The 25,412-nt window shown below is 74.2% G+C and carries 27 protein-coding genes; 8 read left to right on the top strand and 19 right to left on the bottom strand.

All coding sequences use genetic code 11. The features are described from left to right. Positions 1-61: 61 nt before the first annotated feature. Complete coding sequence (gene ribB / locus ACZ7MY_RS09570; protein ID WP_499600728.1) at positions 62-712, top strand: 3,4-dihydroxy-2-butanone-4-phosphate synthase; 651 nt, start codon at positions 62-64, stop codon at positions 710-712. Between the two features lie 4 nt (positions 713-716). Next, on the top strand, positions 717-1,403 hold the full coding sequence (locus tag ACZ7MY_RS09565; protein WP_499600727.1) for an HAD family hydrolase: 687 nt from the start codon (positions 717-719) through the stop codon (positions 1,401-1,403). Between the two features lie 22 nt (positions 1,404-1,425). Here the strand turns inward: ACZ7MY_RS09565 and ACZ7MY_RS09560 are convergent, their stop codons facing one another. From ACZ7MY_RS09560 to purB, 3 genes are all read right to left on the bottom strand, one after another. After that, on the bottom strand, positions 1,426-2,187 hold the full coding sequence (locus ACZ7MY_RS09560; RefSeq protein ID WP_499600726.1) for a hypothetical protein: 762 nt from the start codon (positions 2,185-2,187) through the stop codon (positions 1,426-1,428). Positions 2,188-2,194: 7 nt separating this feature from the next. Next, positions 2,195-2,683 carry a G/U mismatch-specific DNA glycosylase gene (gene mug, locus ACZ7MY_RS09555; protein ID WP_499600725.1) on the bottom strand — a complete coding sequence of 163 codons (489 nt, stop codon included), beginning with the start codon at positions 2,681-2,683 and terminating at the stop codon, positions 2,195-2,197. A gap of 68 nt (positions 2,684-2,751) precedes the next feature. Beyond that, positions 2,752-4,185: an adenylosuccinate lyase gene (gene purB / locus ACZ7MY_RS09550; RefSeq protein ID WP_499600724.1), complete on the bottom strand. Its 1,434-nt coding sequence runs from the start codon at positions 4,183-4,185 to the stop codon at positions 2,752-2,754. An 884-nt stretch (positions 4,186-5,069) separates the two neighbouring features. Between purB and ACZ7MY_RS09545 the strand changes: the two genes are divergently transcribed. After that, a complete protein-coding gene (locus ACZ7MY_RS09545; protein ID WP_499600723.1) occupies positions 5,070-5,702 on the top strand; it encodes a hypothetical protein in 633 nt (210 codons plus the stop codon). A 69-nt stretch (positions 5,703-5,771) separates the two neighbouring features. Here the strand turns inward: ACZ7MY_RS09545 and ACZ7MY_RS09540 are convergent, their stop codons facing one another. The 7 genes from ACZ7MY_RS09540 to ACZ7MY_RS09510 form a co-directional block, all read right to left on the bottom strand. Continuing rightward, positions 5,772-6,542, bottom strand: a complete 771-nt coding sequence (locus tag ACZ7MY_RS09540) for an SGNH/GDSL hydrolase family protein (RefSeq protein ID WP_499600722.1) — start codon at positions 6,540-6,542, stop codon at positions 5,772-5,774. Between the two features lie 37 nt (positions 6,543-6,579). Beyond that, positions 6,580-7,605 (bottom strand): hemolysin family protein, encoded by a 1,026-nt coding sequence (locus ACZ7MY_RS09535; protein WP_499600721.1) that lies wholly within the window; start codon positions 7,603-7,605, stop codon positions 6,580-6,582. Beyond that, on the bottom strand, positions 7,602-8,969 hold the full coding sequence (locus ACZ7MY_RS09530) for a hemolysin family protein (RefSeq protein WP_499600720.1): 1,368 nt from the start codon (positions 8,967-8,969) through the stop codon (positions 7,602-7,604). Before ACZ7MY_RS09530 ends, ACZ7MY_RS09535 begins: the two co-directional genes overlap by 4 nt. 244 nt (positions 8,970-9,213) lie before the next feature. After that, positions 9,214-9,645 (bottom strand): GNAT family N-acetyltransferase, encoded by a 432-nt coding sequence (locus tag ACZ7MY_RS09525; RefSeq protein ID WP_499600718.1) that lies wholly within the window; start codon positions 9,643-9,645, stop codon positions 9,214-9,216. A gap of 42 nt (positions 9,646-9,687) precedes the next feature. After that, positions 9,688-10,620: a TIGR03621 family F420-dependent LLM class oxidoreductase gene (locus ACZ7MY_RS09520; protein WP_499600717.1), complete on the bottom strand. Its 933-nt coding sequence runs from the start codon at positions 10,618-10,620 to the stop codon at positions 9,688-9,690. A gap of 59 nt (positions 10,621-10,679) precedes the next feature. Further along, positions 10,680-13,247, bottom strand: a complete 2,568-nt coding sequence (locus ACZ7MY_RS09515) for an ABC transporter permease (RefSeq protein WP_499600716.1) — start codon at positions 13,245-13,247, stop codon at positions 10,680-10,682. A 9-nt stretch (positions 13,248-13,256) separates the two neighbouring features. Beyond that, positions 13,257-14,042 (bottom strand): ABC transporter ATP-binding protein, encoded by a 786-nt coding sequence (locus tag ACZ7MY_RS09510; RefSeq protein ID WP_499600715.1) that lies wholly within the window; start codon positions 14,040-14,042, stop codon positions 13,257-13,259. A gap of 237 nt (positions 14,043-14,279) precedes the next feature. Here ACZ7MY_RS09510 and ACZ7MY_RS09505 point away from each other — a divergent pair, with 237 nt between their 5' ends. From ACZ7MY_RS09505 to ACZ7MY_RS09495, 3 genes are all read left to right on the top strand, one after another. Beyond that, positions 14,280-14,885, top strand: coding sequence for a hypothetical protein (locus ACZ7MY_RS09505; protein ID WP_499600714.1), 606 nt, complete (start codon positions 14,280-14,282; stop codon positions 14,883-14,885). A gap of 166 nt (positions 14,886-15,051) precedes the next feature. Continuing rightward, on the top strand, positions 15,052-15,279 hold the full coding sequence (locus ACZ7MY_RS09500) for a toxin-antitoxin system HicB family antitoxin (protein ID WP_499600713.1): 228 nt from the start codon (positions 15,052-15,054) through the stop codon (positions 15,277-15,279). Continuing rightward, entirely contained in the window at positions 15,276-15,647 is a 372-nt protein-coding gene (locus tag ACZ7MY_RS09495; RefSeq protein WP_499600712.1) for a fic family toxin-antitoxin system, toxin component, read from the top strand. The genes ACZ7MY_RS09500 and ACZ7MY_RS09495 overlap by 4 nt, the downstream gene beginning before the upstream one ends. 4 nt (positions 15,648-15,651) lie before the next feature. Here the strand turns inward: ACZ7MY_RS09495 and ACZ7MY_RS09490 are convergent, their stop codons facing one another. From ACZ7MY_RS09490 to bioB, 6 genes are all read right to left on the bottom strand, one after another. Next, positions 15,652-16,248: a DUF4865 family protein gene (locus tag ACZ7MY_RS09490; RefSeq protein WP_499600711.1), complete on the bottom strand. Its 597-nt coding sequence runs from the start codon at positions 16,246-16,248 to the stop codon at positions 15,652-15,654. Positions 16,249-16,288: 40 nt separating this feature from the next. Further along, positions 16,289-16,852 (bottom strand): TetR/AcrR family transcriptional regulator, encoded by a 564-nt coding sequence (locus tag ACZ7MY_RS09485; protein ID WP_499600710.1) that lies wholly within the window; start codon positions 16,850-16,852, stop codon positions 16,289-16,291. A 42-nt stretch (positions 16,853-16,894) separates the two neighbouring features. Further along, a complete protein-coding gene (locus ACZ7MY_RS09480) occupies positions 16,895-17,572 on the bottom strand; it encodes a class I SAM-dependent methyltransferase (RefSeq protein ID WP_499600709.1) in 678 nt (225 codons plus the stop codon). A gap of 607 nt (positions 17,573-18,179) precedes the next feature. After that, positions 18,180-18,911 (bottom strand): dethiobiotin synthase, encoded by a 732-nt coding sequence (gene bioD, locus ACZ7MY_RS09475; RefSeq protein ID WP_499600708.1) that lies wholly within the window; start codon positions 18,909-18,911, stop codon positions 18,180-18,182. Beyond that, positions 18,908-20,200 (bottom strand): adenosylmethionine--8-amino-7-oxononanoate transaminase, encoded by a 1,293-nt coding sequence (locus ACZ7MY_RS09470; RefSeq protein ID WP_499600707.1) that lies wholly within the window; start codon positions 20,198-20,200, stop codon positions 18,908-18,910. The genes bioD and ACZ7MY_RS09470 overlap by 4 nt, the downstream gene beginning before the upstream one ends. Further along, positions 20,193-21,440, bottom strand: a complete 1,248-nt coding sequence (bioB, locus tag ACZ7MY_RS09465; RefSeq protein ID WP_499600705.1) for a biotin synthase BioB — start codon at positions 21,438-21,440, stop codon at positions 20,193-20,195. Before bioB ends, ACZ7MY_RS09470 begins: the two co-directional genes overlap by 8 nt. Before the next feature lie 147 nt (positions 21,441-21,587). Between bioB and ACZ7MY_RS09460 the strand changes: the two genes are divergently transcribed. Then, positions 21,588-22,736 carry an 8-amino-7-oxononanoate synthase gene (locus tag ACZ7MY_RS09460; protein WP_499600704.1) on the top strand — a complete coding sequence of 383 codons (1,149 nt, stop codon included), beginning with the start codon at positions 21,588-21,590 and terminating at the stop codon, positions 22,734-22,736. 2 nt (positions 22,737-22,738) lie between these two features. Here ACZ7MY_RS09460 and ACZ7MY_RS09455 read toward each other — a convergent pair whose 3' ends face one another. Together ACZ7MY_RS09455 and ACZ7MY_RS09450 are read right to left on the bottom strand one after the other, a co-directional pair. Continuing rightward, complete coding sequence (locus ACZ7MY_RS09455; protein WP_499600703.1) at positions 22,739-22,990, bottom strand: DUF397 domain-containing protein; 252 nt, start codon at positions 22,988-22,990, stop codon at positions 22,739-22,741. A 15-nt stretch (positions 22,991-23,005) separates the two neighbouring features. Beyond that, positions 23,006-23,857, bottom strand: coding sequence for a helix-turn-helix domain-containing protein (locus ACZ7MY_RS09450; RefSeq protein WP_499600702.1), 852 nt, complete (start codon positions 23,855-23,857; stop codon positions 23,006-23,008). 288 nt (positions 23,858-24,145) lie between these two features. On the opposite strand from ACZ7MY_RS09450, the gene ACZ7MY_RS09445 reads away from it, so the two are divergent. Beyond that, complete coding sequence (locus tag ACZ7MY_RS09445; protein WP_499600701.1) at positions 24,146-24,577, top strand: ATP-binding protein; 432 nt, start codon at positions 24,146-24,148, stop codon at positions 24,575-24,577. A gap of 13 nt (positions 24,578-24,590) precedes the next feature. Here the strand turns inward: ACZ7MY_RS09445 and ACZ7MY_RS09440 are convergent, their stop codons facing one another. Next, a complete protein-coding gene (locus ACZ7MY_RS09440) occupies positions 24,591-25,235 on the bottom strand; it encodes a GNAT family N-acetyltransferase (protein ID WP_499600700.1) in 645 nt (214 codons plus the stop codon). Between the last annotated feature and the right edge of the window lie 177 nt (positions 25,236-25,412).

Genomic DNA, 25,412 nt, shown 5'->3' with positions numbered 1-25,412 from the left:
GCTCCCGCGTTCGGACACCGATGCATCCCCGGGGGGTGGATCCGACGAAGGGACGATTCCTGTGACGTCAGCACCGACGCCACGACCGGCCGGCGGCCTGGACACCGTGTCCGGAGCCGTCGACGACCTGAGGGCCGGACGGCCCGTCATCGTGGTCGACGACGAGGACCGCGAGAACGAGGGCGACCTGGTCATGGCGGCCGAGTTCGCCACCCCCGAGACCCTCGGGTTCTTCGTCCGCTGGACCAGCGGCCTGATCTGCGCGCCCATGGCGCCGGAGATCGCCGACCGCCTGGAACTGCCGCTGATGGTCCCGCACCGCCCCGGCTTCGACACCGCGGCGTACACCGTCTCCGTCGACGCGGTCGGGGCCGGTTCCGGGATCTCCGCCGCGGACCGGGCGCTGACGGCGCGGACGCTCGCCGGCCAGACCACGCGGCCCGACGAACTCCACCGCCCCGGGCACGTGTTCCCGCTGCGCGCCCGTGCCGGGGGCGTCTCGGAGCGGCGCGGCCACACGGAGGCCACCGTCGACCTGATGCGCCTGGCCGGGCTGCCGCCGGTCGGGGTGATCAGCGAGGTCTGCGAGGACGACGGCTCGGTCGCCCGCTTCGACCGGCTGCGGGCCTTCGCCGACCGGCACGGCCTGTCGCTCATCTCGATCGAGCAACTGGCGAGCGGACCCCGGCCCGCGGATCCCGCGACGGTGTGACCGGATGACCCGAGCGACGATCTTCGACCTGGACGACACCCTGGTCGACAGCGCGGACACCTGGGTCCGCGTCTGCGCCGCCTTCGCCGCCCGCCACGGTCACCGGTGGCGGGCCGAGGACACCGCGGCCCTGCACGGCAACGGCGGCTGGGCGGTGTACGTCGCCGGACTGTGCGACGGCGCGGCCGGGCCCGCCGAGGTGGCCGACGCCTGCGCCGCCGCGGCGACGGGCGAGGTCGCCGCGGGCCGGGTCCCGGCACTGCCCGGAGCCGTGGACCTGGTCATCGAGGCCGGACGCCACGGCCCCGTCGGCCTCGCCACGGCCAGCCCGCGCCGCTTCGTCCTGGCGGTCCTCGAACGACTGGGCCTGACCGGACGGCTGGGCGCCGTCGTGTGCGGTGAGGACGTGGCGCGGGCCAAACCCGCGCCCGACCCCTACCTGCGGGCCGCCGCCGCGATCGGCGTGCCGCCGACCCGCTGCCTGGCCGTCGAGGACTCCCCGAACGGCATCCGCTCGGCGAACGCCGCCGGCATGCGCGTCCTCGCCGTCCCCCGGGGCGGCATGACACTGCCCCCCGACGTCGCGAACCTCCCCGCCGCCCAGGCCCCCACGACAGCCGCCGCCCTCCCCCTCCTCACCCGGCTCCTCGCCACGCACCCCGACCCCCTCGTACCCGAAAGCACGGCATGACCCCCGCCCGGACCCCCCCGCCTCAGGAAGCGGCAGCCCGCACGGCGACGTCCCACGCGCCGGGGCTGCGGTGGTGGTTCTCGTGCCCGGCGGTCAGGACGTGGCACAGCTCGGCCAAGTGCCGGGTTTCCGAGGGGAGTCCGAGCCGGGACAGGAGGGTCAGTGCGGCGTCGGTGTGCAGGTCGCCGTGGACGTCGTGGTACGAGGCCAAGAGGGCCTTGAAGAGGGCGGCGTGCAGCTCGGGCAGGCGTGCGGCCGCACCGTACGCCGCCTCCTTCACCGGCCACGGCACCGGGCCGGAGCTCTCCAGTACGCGTCGGGCACGCCGCAGCAGGGCGGGGGAGGCGCCGTCCCGCAGCCGGTCCAGGTCATTTCCGAGGACCTCGGCGAAGGCCGTCGCGGCCGTGGTCCGGTCCTCGAACCAGTCGACCCACAGCGAGTACGTCACGGACTCGGGGTCCCGTTCCGCCTCCAAGCGGCGTCGATAGCCCTCCCAGAGCGCGGCCGACGGCAGCGGACCGTCCGGTCCCCGGTCGGCCATGCGGATCTCGCAGGTCACCCAGTAGTCGTCGAGGAGGTCCAGCAGCCCGAACGCCAGTCGTACCTGGCCCTCGACGTCCAGATGATCGTCGACGAAGACCTCGTAGACCCTGGAGTGCGCGATCTCGTTGGTGGTGAAGCGGCGTCCCGGGTGCTCGCCGTCGGTCCAGGCGTCGTCGCCGACCTGCCGGACGCCGAGCGTGGCGAGCCAGTGGCGGGCGTGCTCCTCGCTTCCCGGGTCCATGGGCGTGTCATTCTGACGACGCGTCGCGGAGGCGGCCGAATTCCTCCGTCATGGCCTGGGTCGACCAGCCCGCGTTCAGGCCGCTGGGGTTGGGCAGGACCCAGATCCGGGTGCCGCCGATCGTGCGTTCCTGGGGGCCGATCCGGGCGCGGGGTTCGGCGAAGGCCACGCGGTAGGCGGTGACGCCGACCACGGCGAGCCAGCGCGGCTCGTACCGCAGCACCCGCTCCGACAGCAGCCGCCCGCCCGCCAGCAGTTCGTCGCGGGTGAGTTCGTCGGCACGGGCCGAGGCGCGCGCGACGACGTTGGTGATCCCCAGCCCGGACGCGAGGAGTTCGTTTTGCTCCGAGGGGTCGAGTCGGCGCGGGGTGAAGCCGGAGGCGTGCAGCACCGGCCAGAAGCGGTTGCCGGGGCGGGCGAAGTGGTGACCGGTCGCCGCCGACATCAGCCCCGGGTTGATGCCGCAGAAGAGCACCCGCAGGCCGTCCGCGATCACGTCGGGGATGACGCGGTCGCGGGCGGCCTCCAGCTCGTCCTGGGAGGGGCGGGTCCGCCGGACCGTGGTCAGAGGATGGCCCCGGGGGTGTACGCGGCCGCCTGCGGGTAGCGGTCGGCGACCTCACCGACCCGGCGCACGACCTCGGCGACCTGGTCCGCGGCCGCGCCGGTGAAGGAGAGCCGGTCGGCCATGAGGGCGTCCAGCCCGGCGCGGTCGAGCGGGATGCGCTCGTCCTCCGCGAGCCGGTCCAGCAGCTCGTTGCGCTCGGCGCCCTTCTCGCGCATCGCGAGCGCCGAGGCGACCGCGTGCTCCTTGATGACCTCGTGCGCCAGCTCGCGGCCGACGCCGGCCCGCACCGCGCCCATGAGCACCTTCGTCGTGGCGAGGAACGGCAGGTAGCGGTCGAGCTCGCGGGCGATGACGGCCGGGAAGGCGCCGAACTCGTCGAGCACCGTCAGGAAGGTCTCCAGCAGGCCGTCGAAGGCGAAGAACGCGTCCGGCAGCGCCACCCGGCGCACCACGGAGCAGGAGACGTCCCCCTCGTTCCACTGGTCGCCGGCCAGCTCGCCGACCATCGACGCGTAGCCGCGCAGGATGACCGCCAGGCCGTTGACGCGCTCGCACGAGCGGGTGTTCATCTTGTGCGGCATGGCCGAGGAACCGACCTGGCCGGGCTTGAAGCCCTCGGTGACCAGCTCGTGCCCGGCCATCAGGCGGATCGTCTTGGCCAGCGACGACGGCGCGGCGGCCAGCTGTACCAGCGCGGTGACGGCGTCGTAGTCCAGCGAGCGCGGGTAGACCTGGCCGACGGAGGTGAAGACCTCCGAGAAGCCGAGGTGCCCCGCGATCCGGCGCTCCAGCTCCGCCAGCTTGCCGGCGTCACCGCCGAGCAGGTCGAGCATGTCCTGCGCGGTGCCCACCGGGCCCTTGATGCCGCGCAGCGGGTAGCGGCCGAGCAGGTCCTCGACCCGGGCGAAGGCGACCAGCAGCTCGTCGGCCGTGGTCGCGAAGCGCTTGCCGAGGGTGGTGGTCTGGGCGGCCACGTTGTGCGAACGCCCGGCCATGACCAGCTCCGCGTACTCGGCGGCGAGCCGGCCGAGCCGGGACAGGACGGCGACGGTACGGTCGCGCACGTGCTCCAGGGAGAGCCGGATCTGCAGCTGCTCGACGTTCTCGGTGAGGTCGCGCGAGGTCATGCCCTTGTGCACGTGCTCGTGCCCCGCGAGGGCGTTGAACTCCTCGATGCGCGCCTTGACGTCGTGCCGGGTGACCTTCTCCCGCTCGGCGATGGAGGCCAGGTCGACCTGCTCGAGCACCCGCTCGTAGTCCGCGAGGGCCTGCTCCGGCACCTCGATCCCGAGGTCCTTCTGGGCCCGCAGCACGGCCAGCCACAGGCGGCGCTCCAGCACCACCTTCTGCTCGGGGGACCACAGCGTGGCGAGCTCCGCGGAGGCGTAGCGGCCGGCCAGGACGTTGGGGATGCGGGGCTTGGAAGTCACGTAGCGATAGTTTACCCGCCGCCCATGGTGGTCGCCGCCGTCCACTACGCCCGAGAATGCCCAGGTCAAAGGGCTCTGGGAGGGGCGTGAGGTGCTGCCGGCGGGTGGTGCGCCGGTTCCTCGGCTGTCCCGCCGTCTCGCGCCCTGCGGGCGCACGGCGCCGGCTGCGGACGGGGAGGGCGGGGGGCCTGCCTTGTTCGCAGTGTGCGGGTGGGTGGGCGGCGGGCGTTCCGGCGCCGGAGCGGGGCCGGTTGTTCGTCTGGCTCGGGTCTCGTTGCCGTCCGCGGGTGCAGATGGCCGGTGACCACGCCACCTGTCCGTAGAGAGCGCGCCCGCCGTAACCGGCGTCTGCGGGTGATTCCCCGATCGGACATCGGGCTTTGTTCCGACGGCTAGACCGCTGAAAGCGTGGCTCAAAGATCGGGCTCGCTTTCGACGTCCATACCGTCGAAACAGAGCCCGATCTCCCGCCGACCGCCCGGGCAGCACCCCGAAATACCCGCAGTCGCGGGTTACGGCGGGCGCGCCCACCACCGGCAGTAGGCGTGGCAACCGGCCATCCGTACCCGCTGACGGCAACGAGACCCGATGCCAGCGGACAGGCAACCCGCTCCGGCGCCCGAACCCCAGCCGACCACCGGGCCGCACACTGCCGACAAGCCCCGGACCGCCACCCTCCCCTCCGCAGCCCGCTGCTTTGCGCCCGAAGGGCGCGAGACGGCGGGACAGTGGCGCTGCCGCGAGAGCAGAACGCGACCCATCCCGAAGAGTCACGATCCGTCCCTGATTGGTCACGGCGATGTCACAGCAGGTGCGTAACGCGATGCGCACAGTGATGTCCCTGCCACGGTGTCCCCAACACCAACACCAGTCAGGGGGACGCCATGTCGACGCCTCAGTACCCGCCGCCACCCGGACCGCCAGCCGGACCGCCGCAGCCGCCCGCCGGATGGCAGGGCCCGGGATGGGCCGGGCCACCGCAGCCGCCGAAGAAGTCCAACGCGGGGAAGATCGCAGGCTTCGGATGCCTCGGCGCAGTCGGCCTCATCGTCGTCGTCGGCGCGTTCGGCGCCCTCGCCGGGGGCGGCGACGACACCACGGGCAAGGTCACCGGGAGCAGTCCGGCCGCGAAGGACGACGGGAAGGGCGGCACGAAGGACGACGCCAAGGGCACCACGAAGACCGACGCGGACCAGCCGTCCAAGAAGGCCGCGAAGCCGGAGGTCGTGTTCACGGTGTGGGGCACCGCGCCGTCCGGGGCCCTCGGCCCGCTCGACATCACCTACGGCTCCGACAGCGACAGCCGTGAAGGGCACTGGAAGAACGGCCGGTTCACCACGAGCCTCCCCCTCGACGGCGACGCCCTGTACTACACGGTGACCGCCCAACTGCAGGGCTCCGGAGACATCAACTGCTCCGTCACCATCGACGGCCACACCGAGAAGGCCCACGCGGCCGGCGGCTACAACATCTGCCACGCGCAGGCCAACCGCGGCCTGTTCGGCGGATGGGGCTGACCTGCCCGCGAGCAGGACCGGAGTGCCCCCGTCCCCACGTCAGGTGGGCGGGGGCACCGGGACGTGCGCTCAGAGCTCGTACGGCACGAGTTCCGCGCGCTTGGGCGGCAGGCCGTCGCCGGAGGAGCGCCCGGAGAGGCGGCGGCCGATCCACGGGACGAGGTGCTGGCGGGTGAAGCGCAGGTCGGCGGCGCGGCGGGCGGGCCAGGACAGCGGGACGGAGTCGGGCAGGGCCGCGGTCCAGTCGAACTGCGGGGTGTGCCCGAGGGTCTGCCAGATTGCCTCGGTGACCCGGCGGTGCCCCTCGCCGTCCAGGTGCAGCCGGTCCTCCGCCCACAGGCGCGGGTCGCCCAGCACATCGGCGCCGTAGAGGTCCACCACGAGCGCGCCGTGCCGGGCGGCCAGGTCGTCGACGAAGCCGAACAGCTGCTCCATACGCGGCAGGAACCGCACCGCCACGGGGCCCCGGCGGGCCGGGCTGCGCATCAGCACCAGCTGCCGGCAGGTCGGCGCCAGCCGTTCCACGGCCTCCTCCAGCAGCGCGCACACCCTCGCCACGTCGCACTTGGGCCGCAGTACGTCGTTGAGGCCGCCCACCAGGGTGACCAGGTCGGCCTCCATGGAGGCCGCGGTCTCCACCTGCTCGTCCACGATCTGCTGGATGAGCTTCCCGCGCACCGCCAGGTTGGCGTACCGGAAGCCCGGCGCGTGGGTGGCGAGCCGCCCGGCGAGGAGGTCGGCCCAGCCCCGGTAGGAGCCGTCGGGGAGCGCGTCGGACATGCCTTCGGTGAAGGAGTCGCCGAGCGCGACGAAGCTGGTGTGGGTGGCGTTCATCTGCATGGCGGGCGAGATCCTACCGGCCCGTCGGAGCGCCGTTTCAGGCGGCCGGTGCGCGGCCCACGAGCTCCTTCAGCACGTCCTCCATGGTGACCAGACCGAGGCCGCGGCCCTGGTCGTCGACGACCGCCGCAAGGTGCGCGCCGCTGGCCCGCATCGCCGCCAGGACGTCGTCCAGCGGGGTGGCCGCGCCGACCCGGGTGATCCGGCGCAGCGCGCCGCGCGGGAAGGGCTGGTCGTGGCGGCTGGGTCCGAGCGCGAGGGCGTCCTTCACATGGAGGTAGCCGAGGATGCGGCAGGCGTCGTCGGTGACGGGGAAGCGCGAGAAGCCGGACCGGGCGGCCAGGCGCTCCAGGCCCGCCGGGGTCGTGCCGAAGCGCGCCGACACCACGTGCTCCCACGGGACGACGACCGCGCGGACCGGGCGCCGGCCCAGCTCCAGCGCGTCCTGCAGGCGGATGGCGGCACGCTCGTCGAGCAGCCCGGCCTGGCCCGCGTCGGTGACCATCCGGGCCAGCTCGTCGTCCGAGAAGACCGCCGCGACCTCGTCCTTCGGTTCGACCCGCAGCAGCTTCAGCAGACCGTTCGCGAAGGCGTTCACCGTGAAGATCACCGGGCGCAGCGCACGCGCCAGGGTCACCAGCGGGGGACCGAGGACCAGCGCCGTCCGCTCCGGCGCGGCGAGCGCGATGTTCTTCGGGACCATCTCGCCGAACAGCATGTGCGCGTACGTCGCCAGGGTCAGCGCGATCGCGAACGACAGGGCGTGGATCGCGCCCTGCGGTACGTGCAGCAGGTGGAAGAGCGGCGCGAGCAGGTGCTCGATGGCCGGTTCCGCCACGATGCCCAGCACCAGGGTGCACAGCGTGATGCCCAGCTGGGCGGCGGCCATCAGGGGCGACAGGTGCTGGAGCCCCCACAGGACGTGGCGCGCGCCGCGCTCCCCGGCCTCCGCGCGGGGCTCGATCTGGCTGCGCCGGACGGAGATCATCGCGAACTCGGCGCCGACGAAGAAGGCGTTCACGACCAGGGTCAGGAAGCCGACGAACAACTGCAGGAAGATCATCGCGGGTCCGCCGTCCCGTCGTCCGCGCCGTGCGCCGGCGCGAGCCCGTTCTGCGTGCGGGGGGCCGGGGAGATCAGCCGTACGTGTGCCGCGCGGTGGTGGGAGTCGTCGGTGACCTCGACCATCCAGCCGTTGACCTCGACGGTGTCGCCGGTGGCCGGGATCCGCCCGAGCCGTTCGGCGACCAGGCCGGCCAGCGTCTCGTAGGGGCCGTCCGCGACCCGCAGGCCGATGGGCGCGAGCTGGTCGGTCCGCACCGCCCCGTCGGCGTCGTAGACGCGGCGGCCGGTGCGGTCCTGGTGGCTGAAGGCCAGGTCGGGGGTCTCCAGCGGGTCGTGCTCGTCACGCACCTCGCCGACGACCTCCTCCACGATGTCCTCCAGCGTGACGACGCCCGCGGTGCCGCCGTACTCGTCGATGACCACGGCCATGCTCATCGAGCCGGACAGCCGGTCCAGCAGCCGGTCCACGGTGAGCGACTCCGGGACCGGCACCGGCTCCCGCAGCAACGGCGTGATCGGGTGGCCCTCCCGGCGTTCGTACGGCACGGCCAGGACGTCCTTGATGTGGACGATGCCGATGACGTTGTCCAGGCCGCCCCGGTGGACGGGGAAGCGGGAAAGCCCCGTGGCGCGGGTGATGTCGGCGACGTCCCGGCAGGTGGCGCCCTCCTCCAGGGCGACGACCTGGACGCGGGGGGTCATCACGTTCTCGGCGGTCAGCCGGGGCAGGCTCAGCGTCCGCACGAACAGCTCGGCGGTGTCGGCCTCCAGCGCGCCCGCCCGGGCGGAGTGCCGGGCCAGGGCCACCAGCTCCTCGGGGCTGCGCGCCGAGGCGAGCTCCTCGGTGGGTTCCATGCCCAGCCGGTGCAGCACCCGGTTGGCGGTGTTGTTCAGATGACGGATCAACGGCCCGAAGGCGCTGGTGAAGACGGTCTGCGGCGGGGCGACGGCCTTGGCGACCGGCAGCGGACGCGAGATCGCCCAGTTCTTGGGGACGAGTTCCCCCACCACCATCAGCACCACCGTCGAGATGCCGGTGCCCAGCACCAGGCCCAGCGACGCCGCCCCGCCGGCCGACATCCCCAGCGCGCGCAGCGGCCCCGCCAGCAGCTCGGCGATCGATGCCTGCGCCAGCATGCCGATGACCAGTCCGGTGAGGGTGATGCCGAGCTGCGCGCCGGACAGCTGGACCGTCAGGCCGCGCACCGCCCGCAGCGCCGCGGAGGCACCGCGCTCGCCCGCCTTCTCTGCCCGTTCCAGGTCGGCCCGCTCGACCGTGGTCAGCGAGAACTCGGCGGCGACGAAGACGGCGCAGGCCAGGGTGAGCAGCAGGGCGACGGCCAGGAGCAGCACTTCGGTCATCGGGACACCTCGGTCCCATGATCGGTCAGGCGCCGGTGGACCGCGCGCCGTCGTCGCGGACCCGGGCGCGGGCGCGGGCGCGCGTGCGAGCGTGGCCGTGGGCGACGGGACCGGAGGCGTGACGGACTCGCAGGGTCGTCCATAAGCCCATCGTAGGAAGCCCGCGCACAACGGACAGCCGGGAGCGCCGCCGGTCCCGGCCGGGAGGCGGGGCGCCCCGCGAGGCGCCCTCCCGGGGCGTGGGCTACCGGGTGCTCCGGAACGGTTTGGTCCAGCGGCGCCAGTCGTGCTGGGGCGCATAGCCCGCCGCGCGCCACGCGTGGTGGGCGCGCTCGTTGCGCTCCAGCACCATGGCGTCGCCGCGGCGCCCGCCCAGCGCGGTGAAGCGCTCCTCTGCCGCCGCCAGAAGGGCCCGCGCGATGCCCTGCCGCCGCCGTCCGGGGTGGACCGCCAGCCGGTACAGATGGCAGCGCCAGCCGTCGAAGCCCGCGATGACCGTGCCGACCAGCACGCCGCCGGCCTCGGCCAGCAGCAGGGCCCCGGGGTCGCGTGCGATCAGCCGCGCCACGCCCTCCGGGTCGTCACTGATGCTGGTGCCCTCGGCGGCCGTGCCCCAGAAGTCCAGCACCCGTTCGGCGTCGGCCGGTACCGCGCTGCGTATCCCCAGATCGTCCATGCGGGTCAGCCAACCAGCCCGGCGGGCCGCGGGGCCAGCGGATCAGTGCCCTCCGGGTCCTTCCGGCGGTTCCCCGCGGCGCAGCTCCGCGATCACCGGGGCGAAGGCCTCCATGGCGCCTTCCAGCACGGTGACGTAGCCGAAGCCGAAGCGCTCCCGGCCCCGCCGCAGCTGCTCCGCGATCTCCGCGACCGTGCCGACCAGGAGCGTGGGCAGGTCGAGCAGTTCCTCCTCGTCCAGGTGCGGCGCGTGCGGGGCGAGCTCCCGGGTCGCCGCCCGGCGGTCCCCGGTGACGACGACCCGCTGGACGAGGACGTTGAACTCCGGGTCGGTGCCGTACGCCGCGGCGTACCCGCGCGCGGCCGCGACCCGCTCCTCCACGGTCGCGGCGGACAGCAGCCGCATCGACCCGTCGTCCGCGCCCGGGTCGGCCTCCGCGCCGGTGAAGGCGACGACGGCGGCGTGCCGCGCCGCCAGTCGCAGCATGCGCGGGCCGTTGCCGCCCAGGAGCAGCGGCGGCAGCGGCACGCCGGTCCCGCTGCCCGCGCCGGCGGAGCCGGCCCCGTCCGGTCCCGGGAGCAGCCCGGCCAGCGTCACGAGGGTGCGTTCCAGGTGGTCGACCCGGTCGCGGGCGGTGCCGTAGGGCAGGCCCGCCCGTTCGAACTCCTCGCGGACGTAGCCCGCGCCGAGCCCCAGTTCCAGGCGGCCGCCGGTGAGCCGGACGGTGGTGGCGACCTCGCGGGCCAGTAGCACCGGGTTCCAGAACGCCGCGTTGAGCACGAAGGTCCCCAGCCGCGGGCGCCGCGTGGCGTGCGCCGCGGCGACCAGTGACGGAAAGGGCGCGGGCCATCCCAGGTGGTCCGGCACCTTGAGCACGTCGTAGCCGAGTGCCTCCACCCGGCGGCACTTGCGCGCCCACGCGTCGCCCAGCGCGGGCTCGAGCAGATTCACACCGAACCGGAACCGTCGTGCCATGACCGCTCCCTCGTCGCGACCCGTCCGCCGGTCACCGGCCTTCCCCGTCCGCGGGCGGCTCACTCGTGGGCGATCGCGGCCAGGACGTTCATCCGCGAGGCGCGCAGGGCCGGCAGCAGCGCCGCGACCAGGCCCACCACCACGGAACCGGCCATGACCGCGCCCACCGTCGTCCACGGGACGGCGAACGCCCGCATGCCCTCCAGCGCCAGCACCTCGTGCGTCACCACGCCCCAGACCATCCCCAGGGCGAGCCCCAGCACGGCGCCGAAGACCGCGATCACCACGGACTCCAGCCGGATCATCCGGCGCAGTTGCCGCCGCGACAGACCGATCGCCCGCAGCAGCCCGATCTCGCGGGTGCGCTCGATCACCGACAGGGCGAGGGTGTTGACGACACCCAGCACGGCGATGATGATCGCCAGCCCGAGCAGGGCGTACACCAGGTTCAGCAGCACGGAGATCTGGGTGCGCACCAGTTCCTTGTAGTCGGCCTGGTCGCGGACCTCCACCTGCGGATAGCGGTCGAGGGCCCGCTCCAGGTTCGCCCGTAGCGTGGGCTTGTCCGTGCCGGGTGCGGCGTTCACGTACAGCGCGGCGTCCTGGCCGCGGGGCAGGAACCGCTCGGCGGTGGCCAGGCCCATGGTGAGGGTCGCGTCGTCGCCCAGCAGGGTGCTCTGGCTGGTGGTCAGCGCGCGCAGCGTGAACGTCGCCGAGCTGCCGTCGACGAAGCGCAAGGGAACCCGGCTGCCCACCCGCAGACCGTGGTGGGCGGCGTAGGTCGCGGACAGCGACAGGCTGTCGCGGGCCAGGGCGCCCGCCGTGTCGCCGGCGGCGTAGTCGAGGTTGAGGGCCCGGTCCGCCCCCGGGCCGATGGCCGTCCCCGTCAGCTCCACCGCGCGCCGGTCGGGCAGCGTCATCAGGACGGAGACGTACCGCACCGGCACCACCTCCCCGGCGCCGCGCACCGCGCGCACCCGGTCGGTGATCTCCGGGGCGAACGGCGCGAAGTGGGTGCCCTGCACGACGTAGTCCGCGCCCAGGGCCCGGTCGATCTCCTGGTCGAAGGAGCCCGCCATCGACGTGCCCGCGACGGACAGGCCGGTGACCAGGGCCAGCCCGATCATCAGCGCGCCGGCCGTGGCCCCCGTACGGCGCGGGTTGCGCAGGGCGTTGCGCTGGCTCATCCGCCCCACCGGCCCGAACACCCGGGGGAACGCCCCGCCCAGCACCCGGATCACCGGACGCACCAGCAACGGGCCCACGACCACCGCCGCGACCAGCGACAGCCCGATGCCGACCCCCAGGAACGTCGCGGCGTCCCCGGTGCTCCCGGCCGCCGCGGCCCCGCTCAGCGCCCCCGCCGCGACCAGCGTCGCGACGGCGCCGCCCACCGCCCGCCACCGCAGGCCGCGTTCGGTCCCGCCGGCCTCGGCGTCGGACAGCGCGGCCATGGGGGAGACCCGCGACGCCCGCCGCGCCGGGAGGTAGGCCGCGACCAGCGTCACCAGCAGGCCCACGGTGAACGCCGCCACCGGAACGCGCCAGCGGACGACCATCTCGGCGGCGTCGATGTTCATCCCGAACAGTCCGAGCAGCCCGATCAGCCCCGCGGCCGTGCCGATCCCGCACACCAGGCCCAGGGCGGAGCCCACCACCCCCAGCAGCACGGCCTCGACGAGCACCGACCGCCGCACCTGCCCGCGGTCCGCGCCGAGCGCGCGCAGCAGACCGAGCTCACGGGTGCGCTGGGCGATCAGCATCGAGTAGGTGTTGACGATGAGGAAGACCCCGACCAGGACCGCGACACCGGCGAAGCCCAGCATCACGTACTTGATCACGTCCAGGAAGCCCGCCAGACTCTCCACCGCCGACTTCGCCTGCTCTGCCTGGGTCGTGTACGTGTAGCCGGGACCGAGCGCGGCGGCGATCCGCCGCTTCAGGGCGTCGTCGGAGACCCCGGGAGCGGCGTCGGCCTGCACCGACGTCGCGACACCGGTCCTGCCCAGCAGCCGGGACTGCGCGGTGGGGGTGTCGACGAACAGCAGGGCGGCGCCCGGATTGGTCGTGGTGAAGGTGGCGATCCCGGAGAGCCGGACCCAGAAGGCGCCCGGCTGCGCCAGCACCCGCAGCCGGTCGCCGATCCTCAGGTCGCGCTTGGCGGCGGTGTCGGCGTCGATCAGTGCCTCTCCGGCGCCGTGCGGCGCGTGACCGCTGGTCAGCCGGACGGAGCTGCGCGGACTGCCCGACCAGTCGGTGGCCACCGTGAGGGCTCCGGTGGTGGGCTCCACCGGCTGGTCCCGCGCGTCGACGACGGTGGTGTTGTGCACGGTGACGTCGATGCGGGCGTCGGCGACACCGGGGACCGCCCTCACCCTCTCCAGCAGCGACGCCGGGAGGGTGCGCACCTCACCGGAGGCGAACCGCCGGTCCTCGCTGAAGGCCTCGGGGGGACCGACCGTCACGTCGGCGGACGTCGACGCGAACAGCCGGTCGAAGGTGCGGTTGACGGTGTCGGAGAAGATCATGCTGCCGGTGACGAACGCCACCGACAGCAGGACGGCGAGCGCGCTGAGCAGCAGCCGGCCGCGGTGGGCCAGGAAGCTGCGCAGCGTCGCCCGGAGCATCGCCGGTGCCTAGCCCTGCTTCCGCAGCGCGTCGAACCGCTTGAGCCGTTCCAGGACGCCGTCCGCGGTCGGCTCGTGCATCTCGTCGACGATCCGTCCGTCGGCCAGGTAGAGCACCAGGTCCGACCAGGCCGCGGCGGTGGGGTCGTGGGTGACCATCACCACGGTCTGGCCGAGCGCGTCCACGGCCTCCCGCAGGAAGCCCAGTACCTCGGCGCCCGCCTGCGAGTCGAGGTTGCCGGTCGGCTCGTCGGCGAAGATCAGCTGCGGCCGGGAGGCGAGGGCGCGGGCGCACGCCACGCGCTGCTGCTGCCCGCCGGACAACTGTGCCGGACGGTGCCCCAGCCGGTCGCGCAGGCCCAGGGTGTCGATCACCCGGTCCACCCACTCCCGGTCGGGCCGGCGGCCGGCGATGTCCATCGGCAGCGTGATGTTCTCGGCGGCCGTGAGCGTCGGCAGCAGGTTGAACGCCTGGAAGACGAAGCCGACCTGGTCACGGCGGAGCCGGGTGAGTTCGCGTTCCGCCAGACGGGTGATCTCGGTCCCGCCGATCCAGACCCGCCCCGAGGTGACCGTGTCCAGCCCCGCCAGGCAGTGCATGAGCGTGGACTTCCCCGACCCGGAGGGGCCCATCACGGCCGTGAAGCGGCCGCGGGCGATCTCCACGTCCACCGCGTCCAGGGCGACCACCCGGGTCTCGCCCGTTCCGTACGACTTCGTCAGTGCCGTCGCCCGTGCGGCGGCCCCGGCTCCCGCCTCGATGCCCTCTGATTCAGCTGCGGTCCATGTCGACACGCTTGCCCCCCAACGTGAGGAAGTGCGCACTTGTCCGTATGCGACCCGAGCGTAGGTCGTCGGATGCGGCGCCGCATCGTCCCCGAGGGTGAGCGCCGGGGCGCGCGGGCGGCATCCGCGCGACCTCGGAGTTCGTCCCGCCGAAACCGGCCGGCCGTCCCCGTACGTCTGTAGGTGCACCCGCGCCGGGCACGCTGACCGGGACGGGGGCGAGGACACGTTTCGAGGGGGACCGAAATGATGGTGTACGCACGCAGCCGGACCGGGGCCGGCGACCGCCGGCGCACGCGGGCCTGGGCGGCGGTGCCCGTGGCGGCGCTGCTGGTCCTGGCGCTCCAGGGGTGCCAGGGGGACGCGGCGGACGGCGGCGCCGACGGGGCCGGCGGCAAGCCGTCCGCGACCGCGCCGAGCGGCCCGGCCGCCGAGGGGTCGTCAGCGGCCTCCCCGCAGCAGTCGTCCGCCTCGCCGACGGGCGCGTCGGCCGGCGACCCGTGCGCCCTGGTGACGCAGGACGAGGCCGACGGGATCGCGGGCATCGCCCTCCAGCCCGGCCGGGACCTGGAGGGGACCTGCACCTACGTCGCGCCGGCGTCCGGCCCGACGGGCCAGGTCGAGGTCTTCGCGGGGGAGGCGGGGAAGAACTACTACGACGCCGAGCGCGGGATCGGCCACGAGCTGCGGCCGCTCGACGGCATCGGTGACGAGGCCTGGCTGGAGGACGGATCGGTCTTCCTGCGGGTGTCCGGGCAGTGGGTCGCGATCCGGGTGGTCCGCAACGAGGACCCGTCCCGGCTGGACAAGCCGCTCGAGGACCTGGCGCGCACGGTGGCCGGCCGCCTCTGAGCCCGCGCCCCGGGCACGCTGCCGCCACGGCGCGCGCCCCGCGTGCGCCTGGCGCGCCCCGTCCGCTCCGGAGCCCGGCCCGGCTCCGGGGCGCACGGGCCCGACGGCGGATGCGCCCCCCGGGGGCCGCTTGTCACTGCTAGTGCCTCGGCGCTAGCTTGACGGTATGGCCAAGACGCAGTTGAACGTGCGGGTGGACGAGGCCACCGCCGCGGCCGCCCGGGAGCGCGCCGCGCAGCGGGGTGTCAGCGTCAACCGGTACATCGAGGAACTCGTCCGCAAGGACGCGGGGGAGCGGGGCCGCAGCTTCGTCGAGGCCGCCGCCGAGTTCATGGAGCGCTACGAGTCCGTCTTCGCCGAGGAGTTCGGCACGGAGCGCGAAGGTCGCCGTTGACCCTGCGGATCGACCTCGCCTGGCTGCTCATGGTCGCCGAGCACAACACCCCCGGCGACCCCCAGGTGACCGACTGGGGCGCCCTGGTGGCCGCCGTCAGCCGCCACGAGGCCGAGATATTCGGCGTCCCCGTCTACACCGACCCCCACGAGCGGGCCGCCTGCCTGCTGCAACTGCTCGTCCACGTGCCGGCCCTGGAGCGCTCCAACGCGCTCTTCGCCTCCGCGGTCGCCTACGCCTACCTCGTCGCCGGCGGCCTGAAGGTCGCCACGACGCCCGAGCGGGTCCGCGACCTGGCCCGGCTGGTCAAGGGTGGCACCGCCGGGCTGCAGGAGATCGCCGGGGAACTCCGCTCCTGGTGCGTCTGAGCGGCTACGGCCACTGGCGTCCCACCGGGACCTCGTCCAGGTGCGGTGCCGACAGGTGCAGTACCTCGTAGCGGTCCGGGTCGGTGACGGAGGCGGGCGGCGTCCGCTCCCAGAGCGTGAAGAGGACGGTCTCCCAGTGGCGCGGGTCCACGGCCAGCACGGTCGTGTGGACTCCGGCCGTGGCCGCGCGTTCCTCCCACGTCTCCAGGGCCCGGGCGACCGGCTCACGCGGGTCGGCACCGGCGGGGATGCGCTGCCGGAGGCGGCTCGCGGCACGGGGCGCGGCCCCGGAGGCGGACCCCGGACGGTGGGCGACCCCCGTCCAATGACTGACGTCCGGGCGCCCGAAGTCCTCGACGATCCCGCTGAAGCCGCCGCCGCCCCACAGGAAGCGGTTCATGCCGCCGGTGTCGTCCCAGAGGTAGAAGGGCGCGTACTCGTTGACGGGGGAGCCCTCCACCCCGCGCTCACGGATCAGGTACGCCTTGAAGCCCAGGCCCTCGTAGGCGTCGGTGAGCCGGCCGCGGCCGGCGACGCGGTCGCGGATGACCTTCATGTCGTAGTCGGCCGGCAACGTGATCCCGTACTGCATCGCGTACATGTGTCCCCCCAGGGTGTGGTGCCGGGTGTGGGCGCGGCGCTCAGGCGTGGTGCGCCAGCAGGTTCAGCGCGCCGCTGACGGCCTGGTCGAAGGGGGCGGCCGTGCCGGCCGCCCGGGCGAGGACGTAGCCGCCCTGGAGGACGGCCACGAGCGCCGCCGCGATGTCGCCCGTGTCGAGGCCCGGGGCGATCTCGCCGCGCGCCTGGCCCTCGGCGAGCACGTCCGCCAGCCGCCCGCGCAGCCACTCGAAGGTCTCGTCGAGCGGCGCCCGCAGTTGCGGGCTCGCGACGACCTCCGGGTCCTGGGTGAGCCGGCCGATCGGGCAGCCCCGCAGCACGTCGCGTTCGCGGCCCAGGTAGCGCGAGACCCGCTCGACCGCCGTGCCCGGGTGGGCGAGTTCGCGCTCGGCGGTCTCCCGCATCTGCTCGGCGGTCCGGCGCACGGCGGCGAGCGCCAGCTCCGGCTTGCCGGAGAAGTGGTGGTACATGCTGCCCTGGCCGACCCCCGAGCGCTGCTGGATGGCCTTCGGGCTGGTGCCGACGTAGCCGCGTTCCCAGAGCAGTTCGCGGGTGCTCTCGATCAGGCGCTCCGGCGTCGTCTCCATGGCAGCAGTGTACATACCAGTAGGTACAGAGACGCAGGCGGCTCAGCCGGGGCGGCGCGCGGTGGCCAGGACGTGCGGTGCGCTCGGCAGGGGCAGGGTGAGGCCCTTGGCCCCCTCCGGGACGCGGAAGCGGCGCACCTCCAGCACCTCGAACCCGGCCGCCTCGACTGCGGCGAGCGTGTCCCGTCCGGTCCGGCAGCCGCCGAACAGCAGCGGCCACAGCGTGCGATCCGCGGCCCACTGCAGCGCGGCGTGCCCGCGGCCCTCGGCCCGGCAGTGCTCCAGCAGCCGCAGTTCTCCGCCCGGGCGCAGCACCCGGTGGAGCTCGGCGAGGGCGCGCTTCTGGTCGCGTACGGAGCACAGCACCAGCGAGGCGACCGCCGCGTCGAAGGCGTCGCTCTTGACCGGCAGCGCCTCGGCGACCCCCGGCACGACGTCCACCGGCACCTCCGCGCGCCGCGCCACGTCGGCGGCCAGCCGGCGCAGATGCCGTTCCGGCTCGATCGCCACGACCTCGGCGACGCCGCGCGGATAGTGACGGAAGTTCAGTCCCGAGCCCGCGCCGATCTCGACGACCCGGCCGGTGAGCCCCGCGAGGACGGTCTCCCGGTACGCGCCGAAGCCGGCGCGGGCGTCCATGACCGGGCCGCAGCGGGCGTAGAAGCGGGCGAACAGTGGGTGGTGGACGGATTCACGCGGCACGCCGGGATGGCTCCTCATCGCCGGACCTCCTTCGCCTCGGGTCCCCTTCCCTCCGATTCTGCCGCCCCGCAGCCCGTCCCAAGCCTTCCCGTACCGGGGTGAATTCGGACGTGTCGCCCGCCGTCCGCCTCCGGCGCGTCCCGTGCGGGGTGGACCGACCCTGCGGACGACCGGGCGCGGGCGCCCCCGCCGCCGGTCACCTCGGGGAGGCCGGTGAGTCCGCGACGTGCCGCCCCCGGCGCGGTCCGCCCGCCCGTCGGCACCGGACAGCGCTGCACCGGGGGAGCGAGGGGGCGACCGGAGGCGAACGTCAGGCCCGGGCGTGCGGGCGTGCGGGTGGGCGGGACGCCGTTGACCGCTACGAGGTTGCGAAGGGCCGGCGCTGCCGCCCGCTCCGATGCCGTGGGGCTTTCGCCGCGGGGTCGCCCGCTCCCTCGCCCGGACGCCGTTGCAGCGGGGAAGTCAGCGGGCGGCCGGAGGCGAACGTCAGGCCAGGGGCCGAGGGTGGGCGCCTTCCGGGCGGCGTTGGCGCGCCCGTGCCGTGTGGCTTTCGCCGCGGGGGCGCCTGCCCCCGCCCCGGACGCCGCTGCGGTGAGGGGGTCCGGGGCGGGGGGAGGTCGGCGGGTCAGGCCAGGACCGGGGGTGCCCAGTGGGTGGTGAAGGCGGTGGCGTCCCACATGCCGCCGATGCGGGGGGAGAGCCAGCCGGGCGCCGCCTGGCGGAAGGTGGCGGGGTCGAGGGCGGCCGCGCCCGCGGGCAGCGCCCCCAGCAGCGGGGCGCCGGTCACCTCGGGGAGGTCGGCCAGGTTGCAGCGGGTGGCCAGGTCGGCGTCCTCCGGCCAGCTGCCGATGACGAAGCCCACGCACTTCAGTTCGCGCGCCTTCAGCGCCTCCGCCGTCAGCGCGGCGCCGTTGAGGGTGCCGAGTCCCGCCGGGGCGACCACGAGCACCGGGGCCGCCAGCATCCGCGCCGCGTCCGCGAGCGTCGACCCCGCGTCGTCGAGACGGACGAGCAGTCCGCCCGCGCCCTCGACGAGGACGATGTCGTGCACGGCCGCCAGCTTCGCCGCCGCCTCCGCGACGTCGGCCGGACCCACCGGGGCGATCCCGGAGCGCCGAGCGGCCGTGGCGGGCGCCAGCGGCTCGGGGTAGCGGGCCAGTTCGACGCTCGTGACCTCGGGACCGGCGAGCCGGGTGACCTCGGCGGCGTCGCCCGGTTCGCCGGGGCCCACCCCGGTCTGCGCGGGCTTGAGGTAGGCGACGCTGTACCCGGCGGAGAGCGTGGCCGCCGCGAGGGCCGCCGTGGTCACCGTCTTGCCGATCTCCGTGCCCGTACCGGTCACGAACAACACCGTCATGCCGCCTCCGCCGCCGCGCGCACCGCCGCGCAGATGCGCGCGACGTCCTCGTCCCCCGTGACGTACGGGGGCATCGTGTAGATCAAGTCCCGGAACGGCCGCAACCATACCCCGCTGCGGACGGCGGCCCGCGTCGCGGCGGCGATGTCGACCTGGTGGTCGAGCTGGACGACGCCGATCGCCCCCAGCACCCGTACGTCGCGCACCCCCGGGAGGTCCGCGGCCGGCGCGAGGCCCTCGCGGAGCCCGGCCTCGATCCGCTTGACCTCCTGCGCCCAGTCCTGGCCGAGCAGCAGGTCGAGGGAGGCGCAGGCGACGGCGGCGGCCAGCGGGTTGCCCATGAAGGTCGGCCCGTGGGCGAGCACCGGCACCTCGCCCCGGGAGATCCCGTCGGCGACCCGCGAGGTGCACAAGGTGGCGGCCATCGTGAGGTAGCCGCCGGTCAGGGCCTTGCCGACGCACATCACGTCCGGGGCGACCCCGGCGTGTCCGGCGGCGAACAGCGTCCCCGTGCGCCCGAAGCCGGTGGCGATCTCGTCGAACACCAGCAGCACGTCGTGCTCGTCGCACGCCTCGCGCAGCACCCGAAGGTAGGCGGGGGAGTGGAAGGTCATGCCGCCCGCGCCCTGCACGACGGGCTCCACGACGACGGCGGCGAGCTCGTGCGCGTGCCGGGCGACCGTCTCCCGCAGGTGGTCGGCGTACGCCTCCTCGTACGCGGCCGGCGGCGCGTCCGCGAAGACCTGCCGCGGCAGGACGCCGGACCACAGGCCGTGCATGCCCCCCTCGGGGTCGCAGACGGACATCGGCTGCCAGGTGTCGCCGTGGTAGCCGCCGCGCCAGGTCATCAGCCGCTGCTTCTCCGGCCGTCCGAGCGAACGCCAGTACTGCAGGCACATCTTGACCGCGACCTCCACCGACACCGAGCCGGAGTCGGCGAGGAAGACGTGGCGCAGCGGCTCGGGGGTGATCTCGACCAGGCGGGCGGCGAGCCGCACGGCCGGTTCGTGGGTGAGGCCGCCGAACATCACGTGGCTCATCCGGTCGAGCTGGCCGCGGGCCGCCTCGTTGAGCACCGGGTGGTTGTAGCCGTGGATCGCCGACCACCAGGACGACATGCCGTCCACGAGGTCGGTCACGCCCTCGACGGGCTCGGCGAGCCGCAGCCGGACCCCGGCCGCGGACTCGACGACGAGCGGTTCCTGACGGCCCGGCATGGGCCCGTACGGATGCCAGACGTGCTCCCGGTCCAGTGCCAGCAGCTCGCCGGGGGTGAGCGGCTCAGGCATTGGGGGGCAGGTCCGTCCCGGTGCCGCGGCGGCGCACGGCCACCAGGTCGGTGCGGGCGGCACCGGCGGCTGCCGGCTGCGCGGCGTCGCGGTGGACGTCACCGGGGACGTCACCGGGGACATCGCCCTCGGCGTGGCCGCCGCAGGGACCGCAGCCTCCCCCGCCCTCGCCGTGCGAGCCGCAGCCCGCGGAGGCCTGTCCGCCGCAGCTCCCGGCCGCGGTGGCCGCCACGTCCGCCCGGTGCGCGGGCAGGGTCACCTCGCCGGCGCCCTCCACCTCGAAGCCGGCGTCCGCGATCATGTCGAGGTCGGCCTGGCCGGCCTGTCCCTCACTGGTGAGGTAGTCGCCCAGGAAGATGGAGTTCGCCAGGTGCAGCGCGAGCGGCTGCATGGTCCGCAGGTGCACCTCGCGGCCGCCCGCGATGCGCACCTCCACATCGGGACAGACGAACCGCACCATCGAAAGAATTCGCAGGCAACGCTGCGGGGTGAGGTTCCACTCCTTCGCCAGCGGGGTGCCCTCGAAGGGGATGAGGAAGTTCACCGGGACGGAGTCGGGGTCCAGCTCGCGGAGCGAGAACACCACGTCGACCAGGTCCCCGTCGCTCTCGCCCATGCCCGCGATCAGCCCGGAGCAGGCCGACAGACCCGCCGCTTGGGCCTGTTGCACCGTTTCGACCCGGTCCGCGTAGGTGTGGGTGGTGGTGATGTCCCCGTACGTGGCCTCGGAGGTGTTGAGGTTGTGGTTGTACGCGTCGGCGCCCGCGCCGCGCAGCCGTTCGGCCTGCCCGTCGGAGAGGAGGCCCAGGCAGGCGCACACCTCGACGGCCTTGTTCTGCTCCTTGATGGCCTCGATGGTCCGGGAGACCCGGTCCACGTCGCGGTCGGTCGGGCCGCGTCCGCTCGCCACCAGGCAGACCCGCTTGGCGCCGCCGGCGACCCCCGCCGCCGCGGCGGCCGCCGCCTCGTCGGGCTTCAGCCAGGTGTACTTGAGGATCCCGGCCTCCGAGCCGAGCCGCTGCGAGCAGTACGAACAGTCCTCGGGGCACAGCCCCGACTTCAGGTTGACCAGGTAGTTCAGCTTGACCCGGCGGCCGAACCACGCACGGCGCACCTTCCCTGCCGCGGCCACCACGTCGAGGAGCTCGTCGTCGGAGGTCGCCAGCACGGCGAGCGCCTCCTCGCGGGTGGGCAGCTCGCGGCGCAGGCCCTTCTCCACCAAAGCATTCAGCAGATCCATGCCGCGATCCTGACGTACCGCGCGGGCCCGGGCCAATGGGGCATCCCACAAGACAGCTCGCTCAGGGTGTGTGCATCACCACACCGTGCGAGCCGGTCCGGCACACTACGGTGGCGCCGAACCCTCCGCCGACCCCAGGGGACGACCATGACCCGCGACCCGTTCGACTGGATCGACGCGCACGCCGAACGGCGTCGCGCCGCCGGACTGGTGCGCACCCTGCGGCCCCGCCCCGCGCGCTCGCCCCTGCTCGACCTCGCCTCCAACGACTACCTGGGGCTCGCCCACCACCCCGAGGTGACGCGGGCGGGCGCCGACGCCTGCCTGCGCTGGGGCGCCGGTTCGACGGGTTCGCGGCTGGTCACCGGCAGCACCGAGCTGCACGCCGAACTGGAGGCCGAACTCGCCGCCTTCTGCGGTTTCGAGGCCGCGCTGGTCCTCGCCTCCGGCTACGCCGCCAACCTCGCCGCCGTCACCGCGCTCACCACCGAGCCGGGCACCCTGATCGTCTCCGACAGCGGCAACCACGCCTCGCTGATCGACGGCTGCCGGCTCTCCCGGGCCACCACCGAGGTCGTGCCGCACGCCGATCCCGACGCCCTCCGCAAGGCGCTCGTCGGCCACGAGGGGCCCGCCGTGGCCGTCACCGACTCGGTCTTCTCGGTGGACGGCGACGCCGCCCCGCTCGGCGCGCTGGCCGCCGCCTGCCGTGAGCACGGGGCCGCGCTGCTGGTCGACGACGCCCACGGGCTCGGGGTGCTCGGCCCCGGGGGCCGGGGGGCCGCCGCGGAGGCGGGTCTGGCGGGTGCGCCCGGACTGGTCTGCACCGCCACGCTCTCCAAGTCCCTGGGCAGCCAGGGCGGCGTGGTGCTCGGCCCGGCCCGGGTCATCGAGCACCTGGTCAACGCCGCGCGGACGTTCATCTTCGACACCGGCCTCGCCCCGGCGGCCACGGGCGCGGCGCTGGGCGCGCTGCGCCTGCTGAGGCGGGAGCCGGAGCGTGCGGAACGGGCCCGGGCGGTCGCCCGCGAGCTGTACGAGCGGCTGGTGGAGGCGGGACTGGACGTCACCGCGCCGGACGCGTGCGTCGTGTCGGTGCGGGCGCCGTCGCCCGATGCGGCGGTCGAGTGGGCCGCGGCGTGCCGCGGGGCGGGCCTCGCGGTGGGCTGCTTCCGGCCACCGTCCGTGCCCGACGGGATCTCGCGGCTGCGGCTCACCGCGCGGGCGGACCTGACGGACCGGGAGATCGGCGACGCCGTGGGGACGATCGTCCGTACGGCGCCGCCGCGCCCCTGAGTTCAGGGGCCTTCGGTCAGGTTCCCCGCCGCCACGGCGGCGAGGAACTCCGCCCAGGTCGCCGGGGGGAAGAGCAGGGCGGGGCCGCGCACATCCTTGGAGTCGCGTACGGCGAGCTGTCCCGAGAGCGGCCCGTCCCCGATGAGGGCCGTCTCGACGCAGTTGTTCGCCGCCGTGCTGTAGCTGCTGCGTCGCCAGTTCACGCCGAAGAGGGACGCACTTGAGGTGACGTACTGAGGCAGAGCGTCGGACATGGGGGGTGTGCCTCCTTACGCGCCTTTGCCGATGCCGGAGATGAAGGACAGCGACTGCTCACTCGACAGGGCATGGGAGCGCAACCGATTGAAGGCTGCACCGTACGCCCTGACGTCCTCGTGCTGATCCAGATAGAGACTACTCGTCAAATGGTCGAGAACAACCACGTCCAGATCAGCAATGCGCGGAAATGAGAAGATTACGAAAGGCCCTGTGACGCCTATATGCCCACCGGCGGAGAAAGGCAGCACCTGCAGATGCACATGAGGCAGTGAACCCAGCTCCACAAGATGGCTCAATTGCGCCGCCATCACTCCGGGACCCCCGACCCTGCGACGCAGCACCGCCTCGTCCAGCACCGCCCACAGCTCCAGCGGAGGGTCCGCGCGCAGCACCGCCTGGCGCGCCATCCGCACCTGCACCAGGGTCGCGATCTGCCGCGCTCCGAGCTGCGGGAGGACGGAGCGGGTCAGTTCGCGGGCGTAGTCCGGGGTCTGCAGCAGCCCCGGCACCACCGTCGTCTCCAGCGTCCGCGCCCGGCAGGCGTCGGTCTCCAGCGAGATGAAGTCCCGGTAGGCGGAGGGGAGTTCCTCGCGGAACTCGTGCCACCAGCCGCGGCGGTCGCCCTCGCCGGCCAGGGCGGCGAGCATCTCCCGCAGCCGCTGGTCGCGCACCCCGTACACGTCCAGCAGCGCCGTGACGTCCTCGGGGCGCACTCCGCTGCGGCCGGTCTCGATCCGGCTCACCTTGGACTGGTGCCATCCCAGGCGCTGGGCGGCCTCACCGCTCGTGAGCCCCGCCGTGTCGCGCAGACGGCGCAATTCCGAGCCGATCTTTCGGCGGCGTACCGCCGGCACCTGCTGCATGGTGTGTGCACCTCCCGGTTCCCGGCACCCTCGCCGGTCCCCGAGCGAAGTCTGCCGCGCAAATACGTTCTCTCGTAGCAGAGTTCACCGCTTTGGGCGACAGATATATGCATATAGCTGTGGTGACACCCGATTAAGGGGACGATGAGTGACACTCTGGCGCGTGAGTGCCGTACGGGGACGTGCCGCGCGGAAGGCGGGGCACGGCGCCTTCGGCTGTCGCGCGCGCGGCCACGGGCGCGGCAGGCGCCGGCGTCCTGGTCACGGCGGGAAAGGGACAGCGTCGCCATGGCAGACCACCAGGAAGCATCCGTCACCCTGCCGAGCGACCCTGCCTCGGTCCGCGCGGTACGTCGCTACGTGAGCGACCTGCTGGTGGAGTGGGGCATGCCCGAGGACTCGGACCCGGCCGACTCCGTCCGGCTCATCGTGTCCGAACTCGCGACCAACGCGGTGCTGCACACCCTCGGCCAGTCGCCGACCTTCACTCTGGACGTCCAGCTGGACCGGGACGAGCAACTGCGCATCGGGGTCACCGACAGTCACCCCCGATGGCCCCAGCGGCTGCCCGCCGCCGTGCAGCAGGACAACGGGCGCGGCATGGTGATCATCCGTCACCTCACGGCGGAGGCCGGTGGCACCCTCCTCGTCACCCCCACCGCCGAGGGCGGCAAGACGGTGTGGATCAGCCTGCCCTGGGCCACCGCCGCCGTCGAGTGACCCCGCGGGGCCGTCAGTCCTCCCGGGTGACCAGCAGCGCCTCGGCGCCCATCGGTACGAAGCCCGCCGCCGTGAACGCCCGCACGCTCGCCGCGTTGCCCGGGGCGATCTGCGCCCACACCGTCGCGCCCGCGGGGACGAGATGACGGGCCGCCAGTGCCAGCCGGCGGCCGAGGCCCGCACCGCGTGCCCCGGGGTCGACCTCCACGGCCGCCTCCCACCGGCCGGCGACGCCGCGGCCCGTAAGGACCGTGCCCCCGGGCACCGTCCAGGCCCGTACCCCGTCACGGTGCCGCAGGGCCCGGGCGATCCGTGGACGGTCCCGGTCGGCTGTCTCCCGCAGGGGCAGGTCCAGGGCGGCCTGCGGCGGTCCCGGCAGGGCCGGCGCGGCGGTCAGCAGGTCGATGTTGTCGACCGTGCGGTCCAGCAGCCCGCACAGCGCGGTGAGGAAGGGCGGGTTGAGCGGCGCCGACAGGTCGCCGGGCGGCAGCAGTCCGCGGACCACCTCCGGATCGGCGTCGGCGAAGACCACGCTGTGGGCGGTGAAGGCGATGACGCCCGCGTCGCGGGGCGACGGCTGCGGCACCACCGTCACCGAGCCGTCGGCGGGCGGGAAGACGCCCCCGGCGGCGTCGGCGAGGATCCGTATCAGGGACACGCCGGCACGCTACCGGCACGTGCGCGGGGCCGGCCGGGCGCGGTGCCGGCCGGGCGCGGTGCCGGTCGCGGGGGGGGGGGGGGGAGGTTTGTTTGGGGCGAGAGATGGGTGGGTCGGCGCGGGCGTGGGAGAGGGGGAGGGGTGGGAGAGGTTCTGGTCCGGGACAGACACCACTCA

The organism is Streptomyces sp. NPDC111520 (assembly GCF_055635295.1).
This window is presented reverse-complemented; position numbering and strand designations above follow the sequence as displayed.